This window comes from Paenibacillus sp. MMS20-IR301 (genome assembly GCF_032302195.1).
Lineage (GTDB): Bacteria > Bacillota > Bacilli > Paenibacillales > Paenibacillaceae > Paenibacillus_AQ.
The window spans coordinates 1,661,809-1,676,506 of record NZ_CP135275.1 but is presented as its reverse complement, the minus strand read 5'-3'; the positions used below and the strand labels follow the sequence as shown (position 1 = coordinate 1,676,506).

The window sequence follows — 14,698 nt, the reverse complement described above, 5'->3', positions numbered from 1 at the left end:
TCACTTAAAGTTCTAATGGATAATTGTTATGAAATTAAGGCAATTACTTTGCTGTAACTGTTCCGGCAACATCACGGGAAACCTGCATTTTGGAAGCCGGGATGTAGCCAAGCTCTACTACATCGCCATTCTGTACTTCGTCAGTCATCATGTAGTCAAGGAAAGCTCCTACAACTTCGTTAGGCTCGCCGTTAGTGTACATGTGCTCGTAAGCCCATACCGGATATTTACCGGAGATTACGTTGTCTACAGAAGGCTCAACACCATCATAGTTCAGTGTTTTCACGGTATCATCCAGGTAAGACAGCGCCAGGTAGCCGATAGCTCCCGGAGTTTCGCCGATGATTTTTTTAACAGTACCGGAAGAATCCTCTTGGATTGAACCAGCCAGATCTTCTGTCTTCGTGCCAAGCGCGAAGGTTTCGAAGGTTGCGCGTGTACCGGAGCTTGCAGGACGGTTGATGATCTGGATTGCTTGGTCAGCACCGCCAACTTCGCTCCAGTTTGTGATTTTGCCGGTGAAGATGTCAACCAGCTGCTGCTTAGTCAATGAATCTACGCCTGCATCCGGGTTGCTTACAGTAGCCATTGCTACAACTGCTACCTGATGATCTACAAGTGCTGCAGCCTTCTCAGCATCAGCATCCTTCAGCTTTTCTTCGGCGAATACATCGGAGTTACCGATATCTACTTGCTTTTCAGCTACTTGTGTCAGACCTGTACCGCTACCGCCGCCCTGAACCTGAATGTCCACGCCTGCGTTAGCATCCATGAATTTCTCAGCTGCCTGCTCTACCAGCGGCTGCAATGCTGTGGAGCCCGAAGCCAGAATTGATCCGCTGAGTTCAGCGCCGCTGCTGTTTTGTGTGTTTGTTGCAGCTGCATTTCCTCCGTTATTGGTTGTTGCATTATTTCCCCCGTTATTACCACATGCCGAAAGTGCTACCACGCTTGTCAAAGCTAAAGCCATAATCCAAGATTTTCTGAATTGCATTGTTGTTTTTCCTCCTAAAGGTTTTGTGAGTGTGTGCTCCATTTCGCTCTGCTTCGTACAAAACTCATCTTGGAAGCATTTGTTCCTGTCAGCGTCTCCGTTGACTCTTCTTATTCTAGGGCCCGTTCGTTATTTAAAAGTACTGAGTTTGTAAAAGCTCGGATAAAAGTTATAATATAAAATGAATAACGACATAGATTTTATCTATAACGAAACAACAATAGCCGCACTTTATCCATATATTAGGAGAGAAGTTAATGAACCTTGTGAAATTGCAAATTGTAGTGCTGATTGAAAAGTATAAGAAGGTTACAGATGTAGCTGCCGAGATGGGTCTTAAGCAGCCTACCGTCTCCTTTCATATGAAGAGTCTGGAAAGTGAGCTGGGTGCCTCCCTGTTCCAGTATAGGAGCGGCCGGGTGCTGCTAACCGATGCTGGGCGAGCGTTATATCAATATGCGCACAGAATCGTCTCGCTTACGCTTGAGGCGGAGCGGACGGTTAAGCAGTTCACCTCTCTTGCTTCAGGTAACCTTGAGCTGACGGCAAGTAACATTCCCGGTTCTTATCTTGTGCCTAAACTGCTGGCCCGATTCACCGGACTGCATAGCGGAATTGATGTTTTTCTGTCCATGCTGCCTGATGATGCAATCCGGGAGCGGCTGCGCAGCCGGGAGATTCAGCTGGCTGTTCTTCATAGCGCGGAAGGTCAGGATGACAGCTTTCAGACTCAGGTGATCGCAGCAGATGAAGCTGTACTCACCTTTGCACCGGATCATCCGTTTGCCGTCCTGCCGGAGCTTACGGTGGAAGCAGTAGCCCGGGAGCCATGGGTTCAGCATGAAGCGGCCTCCTTCCTGCGGGGAATCGCGGACAAGTGGACGCAGCTGAACAATGTCAGGGTGTGGAATCATGCCGTTGTCGGCTCGCCGGAGGCGGTCAAATGTATGCTAAGTGAAGGAGGAATGATCGGGGTATTCTCGAAAGCCGGAATCGCGGAAGAGGTGGCTACGGGACGTCTGGCCTCTGCTCCGCTGCCGGGAATCCGGCCGGCGGACGGCTCGTTTGTTCTGGCTTGGCGTAAGGACTACACTTTATCTCCGCTGCAAAGAGCTTTTGCCGAAGTTTGTGCAGCAGCCGCTTATTAAATTCTTATATTTAAAGAAACCTCCCCTTTGAGAAAATGGCGTTAACACAACCATTTCAAAGGAGAGGTTTCTTTGTAGTACAGGTTTATTTTACAGCAACCAGGGTGAAGGTCTTGGGGATTCCCTTATCATAGACATCTGACGACAGGTTAGGCTCTTCTGCCAGCTCCTGAATAATCAGTCCGCCGGCTGCTGCAGCCGTCACGATTTCCCCCAGCGTCCAGCGCCGCCAGTAGACCACATTCGGCTTGTCTGCATCTGCAGCACCGCCTGAGGACGGCATGTACTTGGAATACGACACCCGCTTCTCTTCGAGCGCCGTATCGAAATAATCCCCGCTTACTTTATGCTTGCGCACCTTGGCGGTTGAACCTTTAGAAGAGATCAGCTTGGTCGTTACCGGGTGAAAATCGCGCAGGACGAACTTCCCGCCGGATGCCAGCAGCCGGTATGCGGTAGCCATAAACGGAGCCAAGTCGGTAAAATAGTGAACAATCCCCATTTCAGCAAGTACCACATCATAGGAATTGTCGAGCAGGGCTTCCGGCAGTCCAAGCACATCCGAGACAATGTACTCCAGCTGCACTCCGGCTGCCTGCGCCAATTCAGACGCATAACGCGCATTAGCCTCTGAGAAATCAGCTACCGTAACCTCCGCACCGAGCAGTGCGAGCGCCACCGCCTTCATCCCGTTTGAGCCCATCAGGTTCATGATTTTGCGGCCCTTCACCTCACCCAGATAGGTGTTCAGCGGAAACAGCTTCCCGGCCGGATCTTTAACCAGCTTCCCCGCAGCTTCAGCAGGTGTTCCGAACCGGCTGGTCCAGGCGGAATACGTATCCTCATTCCACAGCTCTTCACTCGTCGGGGCAGCCCCGCCGTTTAGTTCAGCCGGTTCATTCTGATCATGTTCATTCATTGCTTAGTTTACCCCTTTATCTGTGTTCTATATTAATGTACGGTTGATGTGCCTTATGATGCATTAGCCAGAGCTGCCTCAAGCTTCAGCGCTTTTTTGCGGCCGGCATACAGATAGACACCGAGTCCGGCCATAACCAGTACCCCTCCCGCCCACTGCATCCGGCTCAGTTGTTCACCCAGCAGCAGAAAGGCGAGAATGCTTGAGCCTACAGGCTCGCCAAGAATATTCATCGAGACTGTAGTTGCCGATGTATATTGCAGCAGCCAGTTAAACAGGATATGGCCGAATACAGTCGGAACCACTGCCAGCAGTACAAAGATCCCCCATTCCCGCGGCGGATAATCGAAGAACGGTGTACGGGTTGCCAGATTATAAACGGCAAATACAACAGCCGCAGTAATAAAGACAATCAGACTGTACAGATAAGACGGCATCCGTGCCACCAGCTTCTGTCCGATCAGCAGATGCACAGCAACCGCCACCGTTCCGCCAAGCGAGAGCAGATCCCCCTTCAGGTTCTCGGCAGACAGTCCGATATCGCCCCAGCCGATGAAGACCACCCCGAAGATTGCAACCGCCATACCAAGGATAGCTGAACCACTATTCCGTTCCTTATACAGGATGAAAGCACCCATCATAATAAACAAGGGCTCCAAGGCCAGAATCATTGTGGAGCTGGCTACAGAGGTGTAATTCAGCGAGCCCATCCAGAGCAGGAAATGCAGGGCCAGCATGACACCTGAAGCTCCCAGCAGCAGCCAATCCTTGAAATGCAGTGTTCTTGCTGCTCCGCTGTATGGCCGGGCAAACGGCAGCATCAGCAGTGAAGTGATCAGCAGCCGGTACATTCCCTGTACCGATACAGGGGCAGACGACCATTTAATAAAAATTGAAGAAAAGGATATGGCCACAATTCCGATCACCATAAGCAGAGAAACGGGAACGGGCGGTTTTTTGGCATTCATCGTTAGGCGCCCCTTTTGCAATATGTAAGACTCATTATGTTAATTTAACGCAAATTGCAGAAAAAAGCAGTATTTTTCACAAATAAAAGCATGAAATCCGCCGGAAACGGATTTTCATGCCTTTAATGCTTTTTATTAGAGACTACCGCTGCTCTGGTCCTCCCTCTACGGTTTCAGTACAACCTTTATACAATCCTCTTCCTTCTCCTGAAAAATATTGTATGCGTGCTCCGCCCTGCTGATCGGCAGCCGGTGAGTAATGATGTCCGTAGGATCAAATTTATTCTCTTTGATCATCTTGTACAGCAGCGGCATGTAATGGATAACAGGCGCCTGTCCCATCTTCAGCGTAATATTACGTTCAAACAGATGGCCCAGCGGGAACATATTATAGTTCAGTCCATATACCCCGACAAGCTGAATGGTCCCGAATTTGCGGACGGCCCCAGAGGCAATACGGAAAGCGCCCAGTGAACCGCCCTGCAGCATTAAGGCAGTCTCTACCTTTTCTACAACAGTCTTCTTAGCGTCAAGACCTACGCAATCAATGACCACATCCGCCCCGCCGCGGGTAATTTCCTTCAGGTACAGCTCAACATCCTTGGTCTCTTCGAAATTAACCGTCTCCACGTTGTTCGTGAGCTTCGCATGCTGAAGCCGGTAAGGAATATAATCCACTGCAATCACACGGGCCGCTCCTTTGATCCAGGCGAATTTTTGCGTCAGCAGACCTACCGGGCCGCAGCCCAGCACAATGACCGTGTCACCGGCCTTCACTCCCGAATTCTCAACACCCCACCAGGCAGTAGGAACGATGTCCGAAAGGAACAGGAGCTTCTCATCTTCCATTTCAGCATCCTCAGGGACGACAAACGGGCCAAAATTGCCGTACGGTACACGTAGCAGCTCGGCTTGCCCTCCGGCGAAGCCGCCGTAAGTATCAGAGTATCCCAGATAACCGCCGGTATCCTTAGTTTCATTGGCATGGTCGCATTGGCTCTCCATCTCATGCTGGCAGAAGAAGCATTGTCCGCAGGCTACATTAAAAGGTATAATCACACGGTCACCCTTCTTGACTCTGGTAACCTCCGGTCCTGTATCCTCAACGATCCCCATAGGCTCATGCCCGATAATGTAGTCATCATGCATTCCCGGGATTTCTCCATTATAGATATGAAGATCCGATCCACTATGTTATAACCCCGAATCGTCCGGCTTTATCCCTGCAGCAGCGGAGAATACATCATCAGCGCATAATTCTCGGTAACAGCTTCATCACCAGCAAGCTCCCCTGTAAGCGTAAATACTCTCCGGCGGATGGCATTGCTGCGGACATAACCGCCCCAAGGCTCCAGGCTGATGCGGTGGCCGTCCTCATAGACCTCATAAGTGTAGAGCTGTCTGCCTGCACAGCGCCACGCCCCATGGAGATGCGTCTCATCCAGATGAAGCTTCAGCTGGTAAGCATGCTCTGTATCATTCCTCAGCTGCAAATCGAGATAATTATAAGCGCAGGTAGCTCCGCTTCCGAAGGGCTGGGTCCGCTGCTCATCGGGGAAGACATCATAGCTGTGACGGTGCCGTTCGGTAACCGTGAGCGGTGTATGCAGCGTCATCCAGTAGATTAGATTGGACAGCTGGCACAGCCCGCCGCCTGTTCCGGAACGGAAGCCGCCCGATTGCAGCACCATTCCATCCAGATACCCCTTCCTCCGGGTAGGCTTGCCGATGCTCCTCCAATAGGAGAAAGTCTCACCCGGCTGAATTACCAGGCCATCCAGCTTCGCAAACGCCAGGCGCAGATTGGTTATTTTATTATACTGCAGCTGCATATCCACATTACGCAGGCTCCGAAGCAGCGGGGTAGCGTGACTGACAGGCTCATAAGGAAGGGATTCCGTGCGGTGTTCTTTTGCCAGATCATGGCTTGCGGTAATCCATTTCCAGTATCTTTTCCAGGTAAAATACCGCTTGCCCGCGAATAGTCTCAGCCTGGACCGGCGGATTGGCTTCATTGCCGTAATCACCGGATTCATGTGAACGATATCTCTTGCTCTGCGCGCAGGGTTACAATTCCCGAACCGAGGTCCTGATTATGCTGATTCACAATTTCTTCACCGCTATGCGTGTCATTGTCGAAGGTGCTATGTGCGTCTTTAACCAGTACAGTTGAATACCCTAGGGCAGACGCGCGTCTGCTGGTGGCATTCACACAATAATCCGTCTGCATCCCGCAAAGGTACAGCTCGTTAACCCCAAGCCGTTCAAGCTCCGGCTGCAGCCCGGTGAGATGGAAGGAATCCGGCGTCGTCTTCTCAATGACCCTCTCCCCTGCAAGCGGGGCAATATGGCTGTTAATCTCCCAGGCAGGTGTACCCTTTACGAATTCACCTTCATCTTCCGTATGCTGGATGTAAATTACCGGAGTACCCGCAGAGCGGGCCTTCGCTATCAATGAAGCAATCCGCTCCAGCACCTGCTCTCCCTCATACAGACTCATTCCGGGATAAGAAAACATTGCCTCTTGAACATCTATCACCAGTAAAGCCGTGGTCATTACTAACGCCTCCTCCTTGATTTTAAGAGCTTGCTGCAAATGAAGATAATCCAGATTTCGTTCAAAACAATCCTGTTCTTGTCCGGGACCGGCAGGCTGGCTCTGCTAAAATGGATGTAATACTTTGCTTAGGAGTGAACAGAACAATGAATCCGCTTAATGATACTTATTATCTCGCTATTACTTATAGAGTGCCTAAGGAAGAGCTGAAAGCCTACTTCCGGTATGTCCGCAGTACGATCATGCCGTTCTATGACAGTCTAAATGATCTGACAGCCTCCTGCACAATTTATCAGCACAGGAAGACGGCTGAGCAACACGGCAAATTCACAGTATGGAATATGCTGCATCTGTTGCAGCTGAGAGGGAAGCCGCAAGCGGAAGAATGCCTCGCAAGACTCGACAACCTTGAGCGCTTCCCCGCTGCTGAAATGATCCGCAAGGAGATCCTGTTCAGCACCCCGGATAGTAATTACCCTGAGCCTGCTCCGAAGTTCCGCCGCCGCTGGCTGAAGCCACTGCAGATTGTAGAATATGTTGATGTGGCCAGTCACGCCCTGAATGAATTCCGTGACATCATGATTGCAGGTAACGGGCCGGCCATGCGGTTCATTCTTGAAGAACGGCAGTGGTGCCAGAGCTTCACCGCACTCGAAACTGCCGAAATCCTCTGCCACAACGAACGGTATCCCGGCTGGAATCAGCTGCATATTATCGCCCTCTATCTGGAGGCGCCCTTGCGTTACAAAAGGGATTTCGGTGAGGGTCTGAGAAGATCTTCCGGTGTCAGCTTTGCTGAGAATTTCGCCCGGCTGAAGAAGATCCGCCATATGCTGTACAAATCAGTCAGCCGCAGGCTGACCCGCTGAAGCTGCAGAAGAATCTGCGGAGCTTCTGGTTACCCGTCAGCTTCGTTCCGGAAGTTTGTCCGAGATCACAAGAATAAAGGTGGCAAGCGGCCCCAGCAGCAAGGACAGCAGGAACCAGTTCAATCCGCTCCGGTTCTTCCCCTGGGCAATTCCCGCATTGATTAGAGCCAGCGTTCCCCAGCCGGCGTAATATCCGTTCTCCATTTCTGCTCCCCCTTGTGCTTAATCCTCCATTAAGTATATAAAAAAACCGGAGCCTCCGCTATGCTGGAAGTCCGGTCTTCTATATATATGAAAAATCTACTTGCCCCGCTTATTATGCCAAATCAGTGCGTGCAGCTGCGGAAGTACCCGTGCCTGGTTCATCTGCGGATCGGCAATGACCAGATTGAACAGCCATTCGAGCCGGCCGAGCAGCCGGCCCGAAATATCACCCTCTTCGGTAACATTATCATTGCCCGGCTGCAGGAACAGCGGAACCTCCGGGTATCTGAAATGAACTTTACGTGCGTAGTCGTAGTCTTCTTCATTAAAGACAACGACCTTCAGACTGTGCGCCCCTTTACCGCTGTTACTGTTCTCTACCCGGCGCATGATCTCATCCAGCTTGTCCCAGTCCGTCTTCATGCCGGAGCTGGGCGGCTTGGGGCTGACCGTCAGCACATCCACATCGAGGAACCAGTCCTGCCATTTGCTTCCCTGCGTCTCAATGGCTGTCTGAATACCGCGTTCATGCAGCAGGGTAATGAACTCTCCCATGGCTTCTCCGATCAGCGCGGGATTGCCGCCGGAAATGGTTACACAGTCAAAGTTATCCCCGGCAAGCTCTAGCAGTCCGGCGAGAATCTCCCCGGGCTCCATCAGCGTTATTTTATCTTTGGCCGAACCGTCCCAGGTAAAGGCAGAATCACACCAGCTGCAGCGGTAGTCACAGCCGGAGGTGCGGACGAACATCGTTTTGACACCGATTACTGCCCCTTCCCCCTGAATCGTCGGACCGAACATTTCGATAACCGGAATTCTACTCATGGTCACAGCCTCCATACAGACGGTAAGAGGGTCCTGCCTCCGGTATATCGGCTGCCCGTACCTCCGCCCAGGAAGTCGGTGTCTCCCACAGCTTGACCGAGTATACCGGCAAGGCTGCCTGTTTAAGCTCATAGGCAATATAAGCAGACAGGTTCTCCGCCGTCGTCCGGAACGACAGCTGGGCCACCTTGGAGCCGGTAGCCTTCAGCGTATCCAGTACAGGCTCATTGCCCATGGCCAGGAAGGCATGATCCAGCCGGTCCACAACAGACTGCTTCACGATCCTTTTGATTTCGCTGAAATCGATGACGAAGCCTTCACCTGAACTCCCTTCCTCTACAGATGGAACCCCCTTCAGCACTATTTCCAGCTTGTAAGTATGCCCGTGCAGATTGCTGCATTTCCCTTGATGGCCGATCAACTGGTGGGCGGCGTCGAAGGTGAAGATTTTGCAGACCGATACTTCGCCCGGCATCAGTGGCCCGCCCCCTGGCGTTCAGCTTCATATTGCTCCAGACCGCGCTGGCGCAGCAGGCATGCCGGACAGGTGCCGCAGCCGCTGCCGATGATCCCGTTATAGCAGGTTAAAGTCTGCTCACGGACATAGTCGAAGCAGCCCAGCTCATCAGCCAGCTTCCACGTTTCCTTCTTATCCAGCCACATCAGCGGGGTATGAATCACGAACTCATAATCCATCGACAGATTAAGCGTCACATTCAGGGATTTCACGAATACGTCCCGGCAGTCCGGATAACCGCTGAAATCCGTCTGACACACGCCGGTGATGATGTTCGCATAGCCCAGCTGCTTTGCCAGGATGGCTGCAAAGGACAGGAACAGCAGGTTCCGCCCATCCACAAAGGTGCTCGGCAGCTCCCCCTCTCCGCCGGCGGCAATCTCAATGTCATCCCGGGTCAGGGCATTCGGAGCCAGCTGATTCAGCAGCCCCAGATCGAGAATATGCTGCTTCACTCCGAATTTCGCGGCAATTTCCTTGGCGACCTCAATCTCCTCGGCATGCCGCTGGTTATAATTAAACGTAACCACCTGAACCTCCTGGAACTTCTGCATAGCCCAGGCCAGGCAGGTAGTGCTGTCTTGGCCGCCGCTGAAGACGACCAGTGCTTTTTTATTCATTATATATACGCTCCTTTCGCTTCGGCCGGATTAACGGTTGTCCACTTTCTCAGGATACAGGTCATGATTCATCAGCCGGTGCTCGGCCATAGCCTCATACTTGCTCCCCGGACGCCCCCAGTTGCAGTAAGGATCAATGGAAATGCCGCCGCGCGGCGTGAATTTGCCCCAGACCTCAATATAACGCGGCTCCATCAGCGAGATCAGATCATTCATAATAATGTTGACGCAGTCTTCATGGAAATCCCCGTGATTCCGGAAGCTGAACAGATAGAGCTTCAGTGATTTGGACTCCACCATCTTTACATCCGGAATATACGAAATGTACATCACCCCGAAGTCAGGCTGGCCGGTAACCGGACACAGGCTGGTGAACTCCGGACAGTTGAATTTAACAAAATAATCACGCCCGGGATGCTTGTTATCGAACGACTCCAGAATCTCCGGCGCGTAACCGAACTTGTACTGCGTACCTTGATTACCCAGCAGGGTAACCTCCTGCATTTCCTCTTTCAGTCTGCCTTCTGACATGACAAAAAACCCCTCTCTTTTCCCGCGGCCCGTGGCCGGAACTGGAAAGAAGAACGAGATTTCGAAAACATGCTCTACTAAGATGAGACACGCCTGTTTAACTGCATAACAGCGAATAAGCACAGGCTGTAGCGGCCCATACTTGAATAGCTTCCGGGAGGCCGGTTAGCCGGTTATGCGGATGGCGGTCTTAGTTTTTTATAGAGGGAGTTTGCGAACCTCTCCTGCGCATGCGGCGCAGATTCCTTCTTTATACTTATGACTGGACTGTCGGTGCGTCTTGAACTATATCATGTTTACTGCCGGCTTGACAACCCTCACAGCTGATCCAGAACCAGTGAGCACAGCAGCCCCATCGCAGCGATGAAGCCCGTGAGCGGTCCGCCGTCCTCATAGGCTTCAGGCATCATACTTGAGGAGACCATGGCGATAATTCCGCCCCCGGCAAAAGAAGCAATCAGAGCCTCTGTATGCTCGCTTGCATGATCCATGAACAGATATCCGCCGCCCGATGCCGCAGTGGAAATTATTAGTACACCGAGCCAGAGCAGTACGATCTTGCTTTTTCCATAGCCGCCTTGCTTCAGTCCTGCCGTACTGGATAAGCCTTCAGGAATGTTGCTGATAAAAATGGCAATGACCAGCAGCAGGCTTACGCCCTGTCCGGAGATCAGGCTGGCCCCGATCATAATCGATTCGGGAATGGCATCCAGTACGGTTCCGGCAAAAATGGCCAGGCCACCGCTTTTGGCTCCTGCCGGAGCACCAGCCGAACGCTTCCGCCCGGCTCCGCCCCGCCGTGAAATCAGCCAGTCGAACAGCGTGAAGACCAGCGCCCCGGCGGTAAATCCGATCAGCGTAGGGGTTAAGCCGCCGTCATTCGCAGAATCCTCCAGCAGCTCATAAGCTGCTGCACCAATCAGCACGCCTGTTCCAAACGCCATAATGAAGCCAATCAGCTTACCCGGAATCGGCAGGAAGAGAGCCAGCAGCGCCCCGATCAATACGGCAGAACCGGACACCGCTCCCCATGTCAATGCGCTCCACAATAGATTCACCTTCCCCGATTATGTATCTTGATTAGTGCTTAGAAGTAGATTACACCGTAATCCGGCAAGGCAAACATCCCGTTCCCACCGGGAAGCTGATTCAGCGTTACCTACTCAACATCTATCCGCCAGATCCACACGGTCAACCCGGTTATCCATAAGAGCAGCAGGAGGCTCTCAACAAGCAGGGGAGCATTGCCGCTCATTACACTATTCAGATTCTCAACAAGTGCAATACTTGGCAGAATAATGAACAACGGATACGTCCAGTCCGGCAAAGCTCCATACACGGAGACAATCAGGAAGAATACAATCATCACAGCAGAGCTGACGGCTGATCCGTTCTTCGCCGAGCTGAGCTTCAGCCCGATGATCATTCCGACCTCCACAAACAAAAGTCCGCCGGCCAGCATATACGGCATTGCGGCCAAGAATCCGGAATTCAGCTTCTGGTTCACCAGGTATACGGCAATTTGCGCCAGCAGAGAGAATAACAGCACCGTCATCCCCTTGGCTGCAAGAATCTGCCCTTTGCCAAGCGGCGAGACCAGCAGCGCATCAAAGGTCCGGCTCTCCCGCTCTTCCAGCAGGGACGGCCCGGTCAGCATGATGCCGACCATTACCTCAGCGAACAGAATCCATGTCGACAGCAGCATGAAGTTAAGTCCGGCGTTATCCATTACCGCAATTAGAATTTTTGACATGAAAACAGGTAAAATAAAGAGGATAAGAAACGAAGGATTGTGCAGGAAATCCCTGCATTCATGCTTAGTCAGCTTCAGTACCTGATTCAACTCAGCTCACTTCCCGTCAAGGCTGCGAAGACATCCGCAAGCGTGGCTTCCCGGCTGTGCAGGCTGATCATCTGTCCTCCGGACAGCAGCTGGTACACCTGCTCCTTCGTAGATTCTTCATCAAGCGGCCAGCATTCCCGGATAATCCGTTCACCCTGCCAGAACTCCGCCGCCAGCTCCCGTCTTCCGCAGGCTTGCTTCAGCTGCCGTGGCTGATCCAGTGCTACCAGGCTGCCGGCATGCATAATGCCTACACGGTCACTTAGCTCATCCGCCTCCTGCATATCATGGGTGGTAATTACTACAGTTGTTCCTTCAGCCTTAATAGTCCGGATGTAATCTCTGATCATGGCTGCCGAATTAGGGTCGAGTCCGCTTGTCGGCTCATCCAGGAAAAGGACTGCAGGCTTATGCAGCAGACTGCGGGCAATCAGCACCCGCTGCTTCCAGCCCTTGGATAAGCTGCTGATCTTCTCATGCTGCCGCTCCTCCAGCTGCAGGCTATGCAGCACTTCATCCACCCGCTGCGGCGTTACTCCGTACAAATCGGCGAACAGGCTGAGATTACCGCGGATCGTACTGCGCGTATACAGATTTGGCAGCTCGAAGACAACACCGATGAGCGAATGAACTTTCTTTTTATGCCGTGAAATATTAATCCCATTAATTAAAATTTCACCTTCGCTCGGAGTGAGCAGTCCGGTCATCATACGGATTGTTGTCGTCTTTCCGGCACCGTTCGGACCAAGGAATCCGAATATCTCACCCTCCTGCACCGTGAATGACAACCGGTCAACAGCACACCTATCCTGATATTGTTTGGAGACCTCTTTAAGCTCAATCAATGGACTTACCACCTTTGCTCATAGTTTGCCATACCCAAGCTTATTCCTTGAAGCAGAGTAACATCCCTCTGAGCTGATATTCTTAACATTCGGTTCTACCGCGGGCAATTCCTGTGATGCGGCTGGCAGAGATGTGGCAATCGTATGGATTCATTTTCATCAAAGGGGGTAACTTAGAATTAATAATCTCTAAATCACTGAAAGATGGGAGCACTGGTATGGAACAAAATGTACAGAGGCTTATGGAATGGCTTGAAGCACAACCGGAGGCTTCGCTTGTAATCGAGAAACAGGAGCTTGATGATCTGGACACCGTCCATTTCAATCTGAACTCTGTAGACTACCGTAACGCAGATGATGTTATTGATGAATACCTCAGCAGTGCGCTGATTCTGCGCGGTTCCGGCAGCACACTCAATGCTGACGGAGAGCTGGTGCCGCTGCCCCAGCCCAGCTATGAGATCGCAGTGAACGGGTTGAAGGTAATTGCCCTGGCCGAAGACCATGTGGAGCTGCAGACAGACAGGGCGAAGTATTCGCTGGTCTTGCGCGGATAGACTGCAATAAGAACTAAATACAAACAGCCAGCCGCCGGTGATCTCCGGGAACTGGCTGTTTTTTTGAAGCACATAGAAAATTCTTGAGCCCGTCATTTTTTCAAGAGTCCGGACTTGTTTGTTTTCATAAAGCCCTCAGCGTGGTAAAGTGAAGACGCCCAGCTTAGTTTATCTGAACACCCCGCCGGCTTATGCCCGCGGGGTATTCGACGGTGTAAGGCCTATACTTCTTCGCCGATAATCTCCACTTCTGTCTCCAGTTCAACGTCAAACTTATCCTTGACCGTAGAGCGCACATGCTGGATCAGCCCGATATAATCACTAGCCGAGGCATTGTCTGCATTGATGATGAATCCGGCATGCTTGCGCGAGACCTCGGCTCCGCCGATCCGTGTTCCCTGCAGCCCGCTCTCCTGAATCAGCTGCCCGGCAAACCGGCCCGGCGGCCGCTTAAACACACTGCCGCAAGACGGATATTCCAGCGGCTGCTTGGATTCGCGGAGATAGGTCAGCTCATCCATCGACGCTTTGATAGCCGCAGGGTCGCCCTGCTGCAGTGCAAACCGTGCTTCCAGCACAATATAATCACCGCTTGCAAAGACGCTTTTGCGGTAGCCCCAGGCAAGCTGGTCGCCCTGCATCGTTAAGAGCTGGCCGTCCTTATCCAGAACAAGAGCGCTATGGAGCACATCCTTCACTTCTCCGCCATAAGCACCGGCGTTCATATATAGCGCCCCGCCTACTGTTCCCGGAATACCGCAGGCAAACTCCAAGCCTGTCAGCTCTGCCTCAAGGGCGTACCGCGAGACATCAATAATCTTCGCACCGCACTGGGCATAGAGCAGTCCGTCCCGGATTCCTGTCTCCTTCATCTCTGAAGTCTGCAGAACAATCCCGCGGATGCCGCCGTCCCGGATGATTACATTTGAACCGTTACCAAGCACGGTAAGCGGAATCTGCTTACCCTGTGCGTATGTAGAAATTAGTTTAATTTCATCGTATGATGCAGGAGCCACCCAGATATCCGCCTCGCCGCCCATGCGGGTATAGACCAGATCCTTGAGATTCTCATGACATTTCAGTGAGCCTTCCGTAACCAGCTCCTGCAAATCCTTATATATGTTATCGATATTCATTGCTCATGCTCCTAACTCTGGATAAATAATGACCGGAATCCTTGGCCGCCGCTGAATCCTTCCTACTGCAGCAACCCCAACTGTAACAACGAACAGGCTCCCTTGTCAATGACAGGAGCCTGTTCTGAAGCTGCTTACAGCATTATTATGTTGCAACTTTCCTGA

The 14,698-nt window shown here is 51.9% G+C and carries 17 protein-coding genes, 1 pseudogene and 1 riboswitch; of the genes and pseudogenes, 3 read left to right on the top strand and 15 right to left on the bottom strand.

The features are described from left to right. Nucleotides 1-43: 43 nt before the first annotated feature. Nucleotides 44-994: a phosphate ABC transporter substrate-binding protein gene (locus LOS79_RS07445; RefSeq protein ID WP_315417610.1), complete on the bottom strand. Its 951-nt coding sequence runs from the start codon at nt 992-994 to the stop codon at nt 44-46. A gap of 257 nt (nt 995-1,251) precedes the next feature. Here LOS79_RS07445 and LOS79_RS07440 point away from each other — a divergent pair, with 257 nt between their 5' ends. Beyond that, the gene (locus tag LOS79_RS07440) at nt 1,252-2,142 is read left to right on the top strand and encodes a LysR substrate-binding domain-containing protein (protein WP_315417607.1); all 891 of its coding nucleotides are present in this window, start codon (nt 1,252-1,254) and stop codon (nt 2,140-2,142) included. A gap of 85 nt (nt 2,143-2,227) precedes the next feature. On the opposite strand, the gene LOS79_RS07435 is transcribed toward LOS79_RS07440, so the two are convergent. From LOS79_RS07435 to LOS79_RS07415, 5 genes and pseudogenes are all read right to left on the bottom strand, one after another. After that, nucleotides 2,228-3,061 carry a class I SAM-dependent methyltransferase gene (locus tag LOS79_RS07435; RefSeq protein ID WP_315417605.1) on the bottom strand — a complete coding sequence of 278 codons (834 nt, stop codon included), beginning with the start codon at nt 3,059-3,061 and terminating at the stop codon, nt 2,228-2,230. A 53-nt stretch (nt 3,062-3,114) separates the two neighbouring features. Beyond that, nucleotides 3,115-4,029: a DMT family transporter gene (locus LOS79_RS07430; RefSeq protein WP_315417603.1), complete on the bottom strand. Its 915-nt coding sequence runs from the start codon at nt 4,027-4,029 to the stop codon at nt 3,115-3,117. Between the two features lie 165 nt (nt 4,030-4,194). Next, a pseudogene (locus LOS79_RS07425) lies at nt 4,195-5,217 on the bottom strand (alcohol dehydrogenase catalytic domain-containing protein); the annotation flags it as partial. A 29-nt stretch (nt 5,218-5,246) separates the two neighbouring features. After that, the gene (locus LOS79_RS07420) at nt 5,247-6,065 is read right to left on the bottom strand and encodes a VanW family protein (protein ID WP_315417600.1); all 819 of its coding nucleotides are present in this window, start codon (nt 6,063-6,065) and stop codon (nt 5,247-5,249) included. Beyond that, entirely contained in the window at nt 6,062-6,586 is a 525-nt protein-coding gene (locus tag LOS79_RS07415; RefSeq protein WP_315417598.1) for a cysteine hydrolase family protein, read from the bottom strand. The genes LOS79_RS07420 and LOS79_RS07415 overlap by 4 nt, the downstream gene beginning before the upstream one ends. Nucleotides 6,587-6,732: 146 nt before the next feature. Between LOS79_RS07415 and LOS79_RS07410 the strand changes: the two genes are divergently transcribed. After that, on the top strand, nt 6,733-7,455 hold the full coding sequence (locus LOS79_RS07410) for a hypothetical protein (protein ID WP_315417595.1): 723 nt from the start codon (nt 6,733-6,735) through the stop codon (nt 7,453-7,455). A gap of 36 nt (nt 7,456-7,491) precedes the next feature. On the opposite strand, the gene LOS79_RS07405 is transcribed toward LOS79_RS07410, so the two are convergent. The 8 genes from LOS79_RS07405 to LOS79_RS07370 all read right to left on the bottom strand — a co-directional run bounded on the left by LOS79_RS07405 (nt 7,492) and on the right by LOS79_RS07370 (nt 12,840). Further along, complete coding sequence (locus LOS79_RS07405; RefSeq protein ID WP_315417592.1) at nt 7,492-7,659, bottom strand: hypothetical protein; 168 nt, start codon at nt 7,657-7,659, stop codon at nt 7,492-7,494. 96 nt (nt 7,660-7,755) lie between these two features. Next, the gene (gene queE / locus LOS79_RS07400; RefSeq protein ID WP_315417590.1) at nt 7,756-8,484 is read right to left on the bottom strand and encodes a 7-carboxy-7-deazaguanine synthase QueE; all 729 of its coding nucleotides are present in this window, start codon (nt 8,482-8,484) and stop codon (nt 7,756-7,758) included. Further along, nucleotides 8,477-8,959, bottom strand: coding sequence for a 6-carboxytetrahydropterin synthase QueD (queD, locus tag LOS79_RS07395; protein WP_315417588.1), 483 nt, complete (start codon nt 8,957-8,959; stop codon nt 8,477-8,479). Before queD ends, queE begins: the two co-directional genes overlap by 8 nt. Next, complete coding sequence (gene queC, locus LOS79_RS07390) at nt 8,959-9,621, bottom strand: 7-cyano-7-deazaguanine synthase QueC (protein WP_315417585.1); 663 nt, start codon at nt 9,619-9,621, stop codon at nt 8,959-8,961. The genes queD and queC overlap by 1 nt, the downstream gene beginning before the upstream one ends. A gap of 30 nt (nt 9,622-9,651) precedes the next feature. Further along, a complete protein-coding gene (gene queF / locus LOS79_RS07385; protein WP_315417583.1) occupies nt 9,652-10,152 on the bottom strand; it encodes a preQ(1) synthase in 501 nt (166 codons plus the stop codon). A 184-nt stretch (nt 10,153-10,336) separates the two neighbouring features. After that, nucleotides 10,337-10,380: riboswitch (PreQ1 riboswitch) on the bottom strand. 89 nt (nt 10,381-10,469) lie between these two features. Beyond that, nucleotides 10,470-11,201 (bottom strand): ZIP family metal transporter, encoded by a 732-nt coding sequence (locus LOS79_RS07380; RefSeq protein ID WP_315422057.1) that lies wholly within the window; start codon nt 11,199-11,201, stop codon nt 10,470-10,472. A 110-nt stretch (nt 11,202-11,311) separates the two neighbouring features. Further along, nucleotides 11,312-11,905, bottom strand: coding sequence for an ABC transporter permease (locus LOS79_RS07375; RefSeq protein WP_397386742.1), 594 nt, complete (start codon nt 11,903-11,905; stop codon nt 11,312-11,314). A gap of 86 nt (nt 11,906-11,991) precedes the next feature. Beyond that, nucleotides 11,992-12,840, bottom strand: a complete 849-nt coding sequence (locus LOS79_RS07370) for an ABC transporter ATP-binding protein (protein ID WP_315417581.1) — start codon at nt 12,838-12,840, stop codon at nt 11,992-11,994. Between the two features lie 218 nt (nt 12,841-13,058). On the opposite strand from LOS79_RS07370, the gene LOS79_RS07365 reads away from it, so the two are divergent. Then, entirely contained in the window at nt 13,059-13,397 is a 339-nt protein-coding gene (locus tag LOS79_RS07365; RefSeq protein WP_315417580.1) for a protein YmzB, read from the top strand. A gap of 221 nt (nt 13,398-13,618) precedes the next feature. Here the strand turns inward: LOS79_RS07365 and murB are convergent, their stop codons facing one another. After that, a complete protein-coding gene (gene murB / locus LOS79_RS07360; protein WP_315417579.1) occupies nt 13,619-14,533 on the bottom strand; it encodes a UDP-N-acetylmuramate dehydrogenase in 915 nt (304 codons plus the stop codon). Between the last annotated feature and the right edge of the window lie 165 nt (nt 14,534-14,698).

What these genes read in the sequence shown, in the direction of transcription:
- LOS79_RS07410 (WP_315417595.1), top strand. Translation starts at nt 6,733, where the DNA reads ATGAATCCGCTTAATGATACTTATTATCTCGCTATTACTTATAGAGTG.
- LOS79_RS07420 (WP_315417600.1), bottom strand. Translation starts at nt 6,065, where the DNA reads ATGAATCCGGTGATTACGGCAATGAAGCCAATCCGCCGGTCCAGGCTG.
- LOS79_RS07405 (WP_315417592.1), bottom strand. Translation starts at nt 7,659, where the DNA reads ATGGAGAACGGATATTACGCCGGCTGGGGAACGCTGGCTCTAATCAAT.
- LOS79_RS07375 (WP_397386742.1), bottom strand. Translation starts at nt 11,905, where the DNA reads ATGTCAAAAATTCTAATTGCGGTAATGGATAACGCCGGACTTAACTTC.
- murB (WP_315417579.1), bottom strand. Translation starts at nt 14,533, where the DNA reads ATGAATATCGATAACATATATAAGGATTTGCAGGAGCTGGTTACGGAA.
- queF (WP_315417583.1), bottom strand. Translation starts at nt 10,152, where the DNA reads ATGTCAGAAGGCAGACTGAAAGAGGAAATGCAGGAGGTTACCCTGCTG.
- queC (WP_315417585.1), bottom strand. Translation starts at nt 9,621, where the DNA reads ATGAATAAAAAAGCACTGGTCGTCTTCAGCGGCGGCCAAGACAGCACT.
- LOS79_RS07445 (WP_315417610.1), bottom strand. Translation starts at nt 994, where the DNA reads ATGCAATTCAGAAAATCTTGGATTATGGCTTTAGCTTTGACAAGCGTG.
- queD (WP_315417588.1), bottom strand. Translation starts at nt 8,959, where the DNA reads ATGCCGGGCGAAGTATCGGTCTGCAAAATCTTCACCTTCGACGCCGCC.
- LOS79_RS07430 (WP_315417603.1), bottom strand. Translation starts at nt 4,029, where the DNA reads ATGAATGCCAAAAAACCGCCCGTTCCCGTTTCTCTGCTTATGGTGATC.
- LOS79_RS07440 (WP_315417607.1), top strand. Translation starts at nt 1,252, where the DNA reads ATGAACCTTGTGAAATTGCAAATTGTAGTGCTGATTGAAAAGTATAAG.
- LOS79_RS07415 (WP_315417598.1), bottom strand. Translation starts at nt 6,586, where the DNA reads ATGACCACGGCTTTACTGGTGATAGATGTTCAAGAGGCAATGTTTTCT.
- LOS79_RS07435 (WP_315417605.1), bottom strand. Translation starts at nt 3,061, where the DNA reads ATGAATGAACATGATCAGAATGAACCGGCTGAACTAAACGGCGGGGCT.
- queE (WP_315417590.1), bottom strand. Translation starts at nt 8,484, where the DNA reads ATGAGTAGAATTCCGGTTATCGAAATGTTCGGTCCGACGATTCAGGGG.
- LOS79_RS07365 (WP_315417580.1), top strand. Translation starts at nt 13,059, where the DNA reads ATGGAACAAAATGTACAGAGGCTTATGGAATGGCTTGAAGCACAACCG.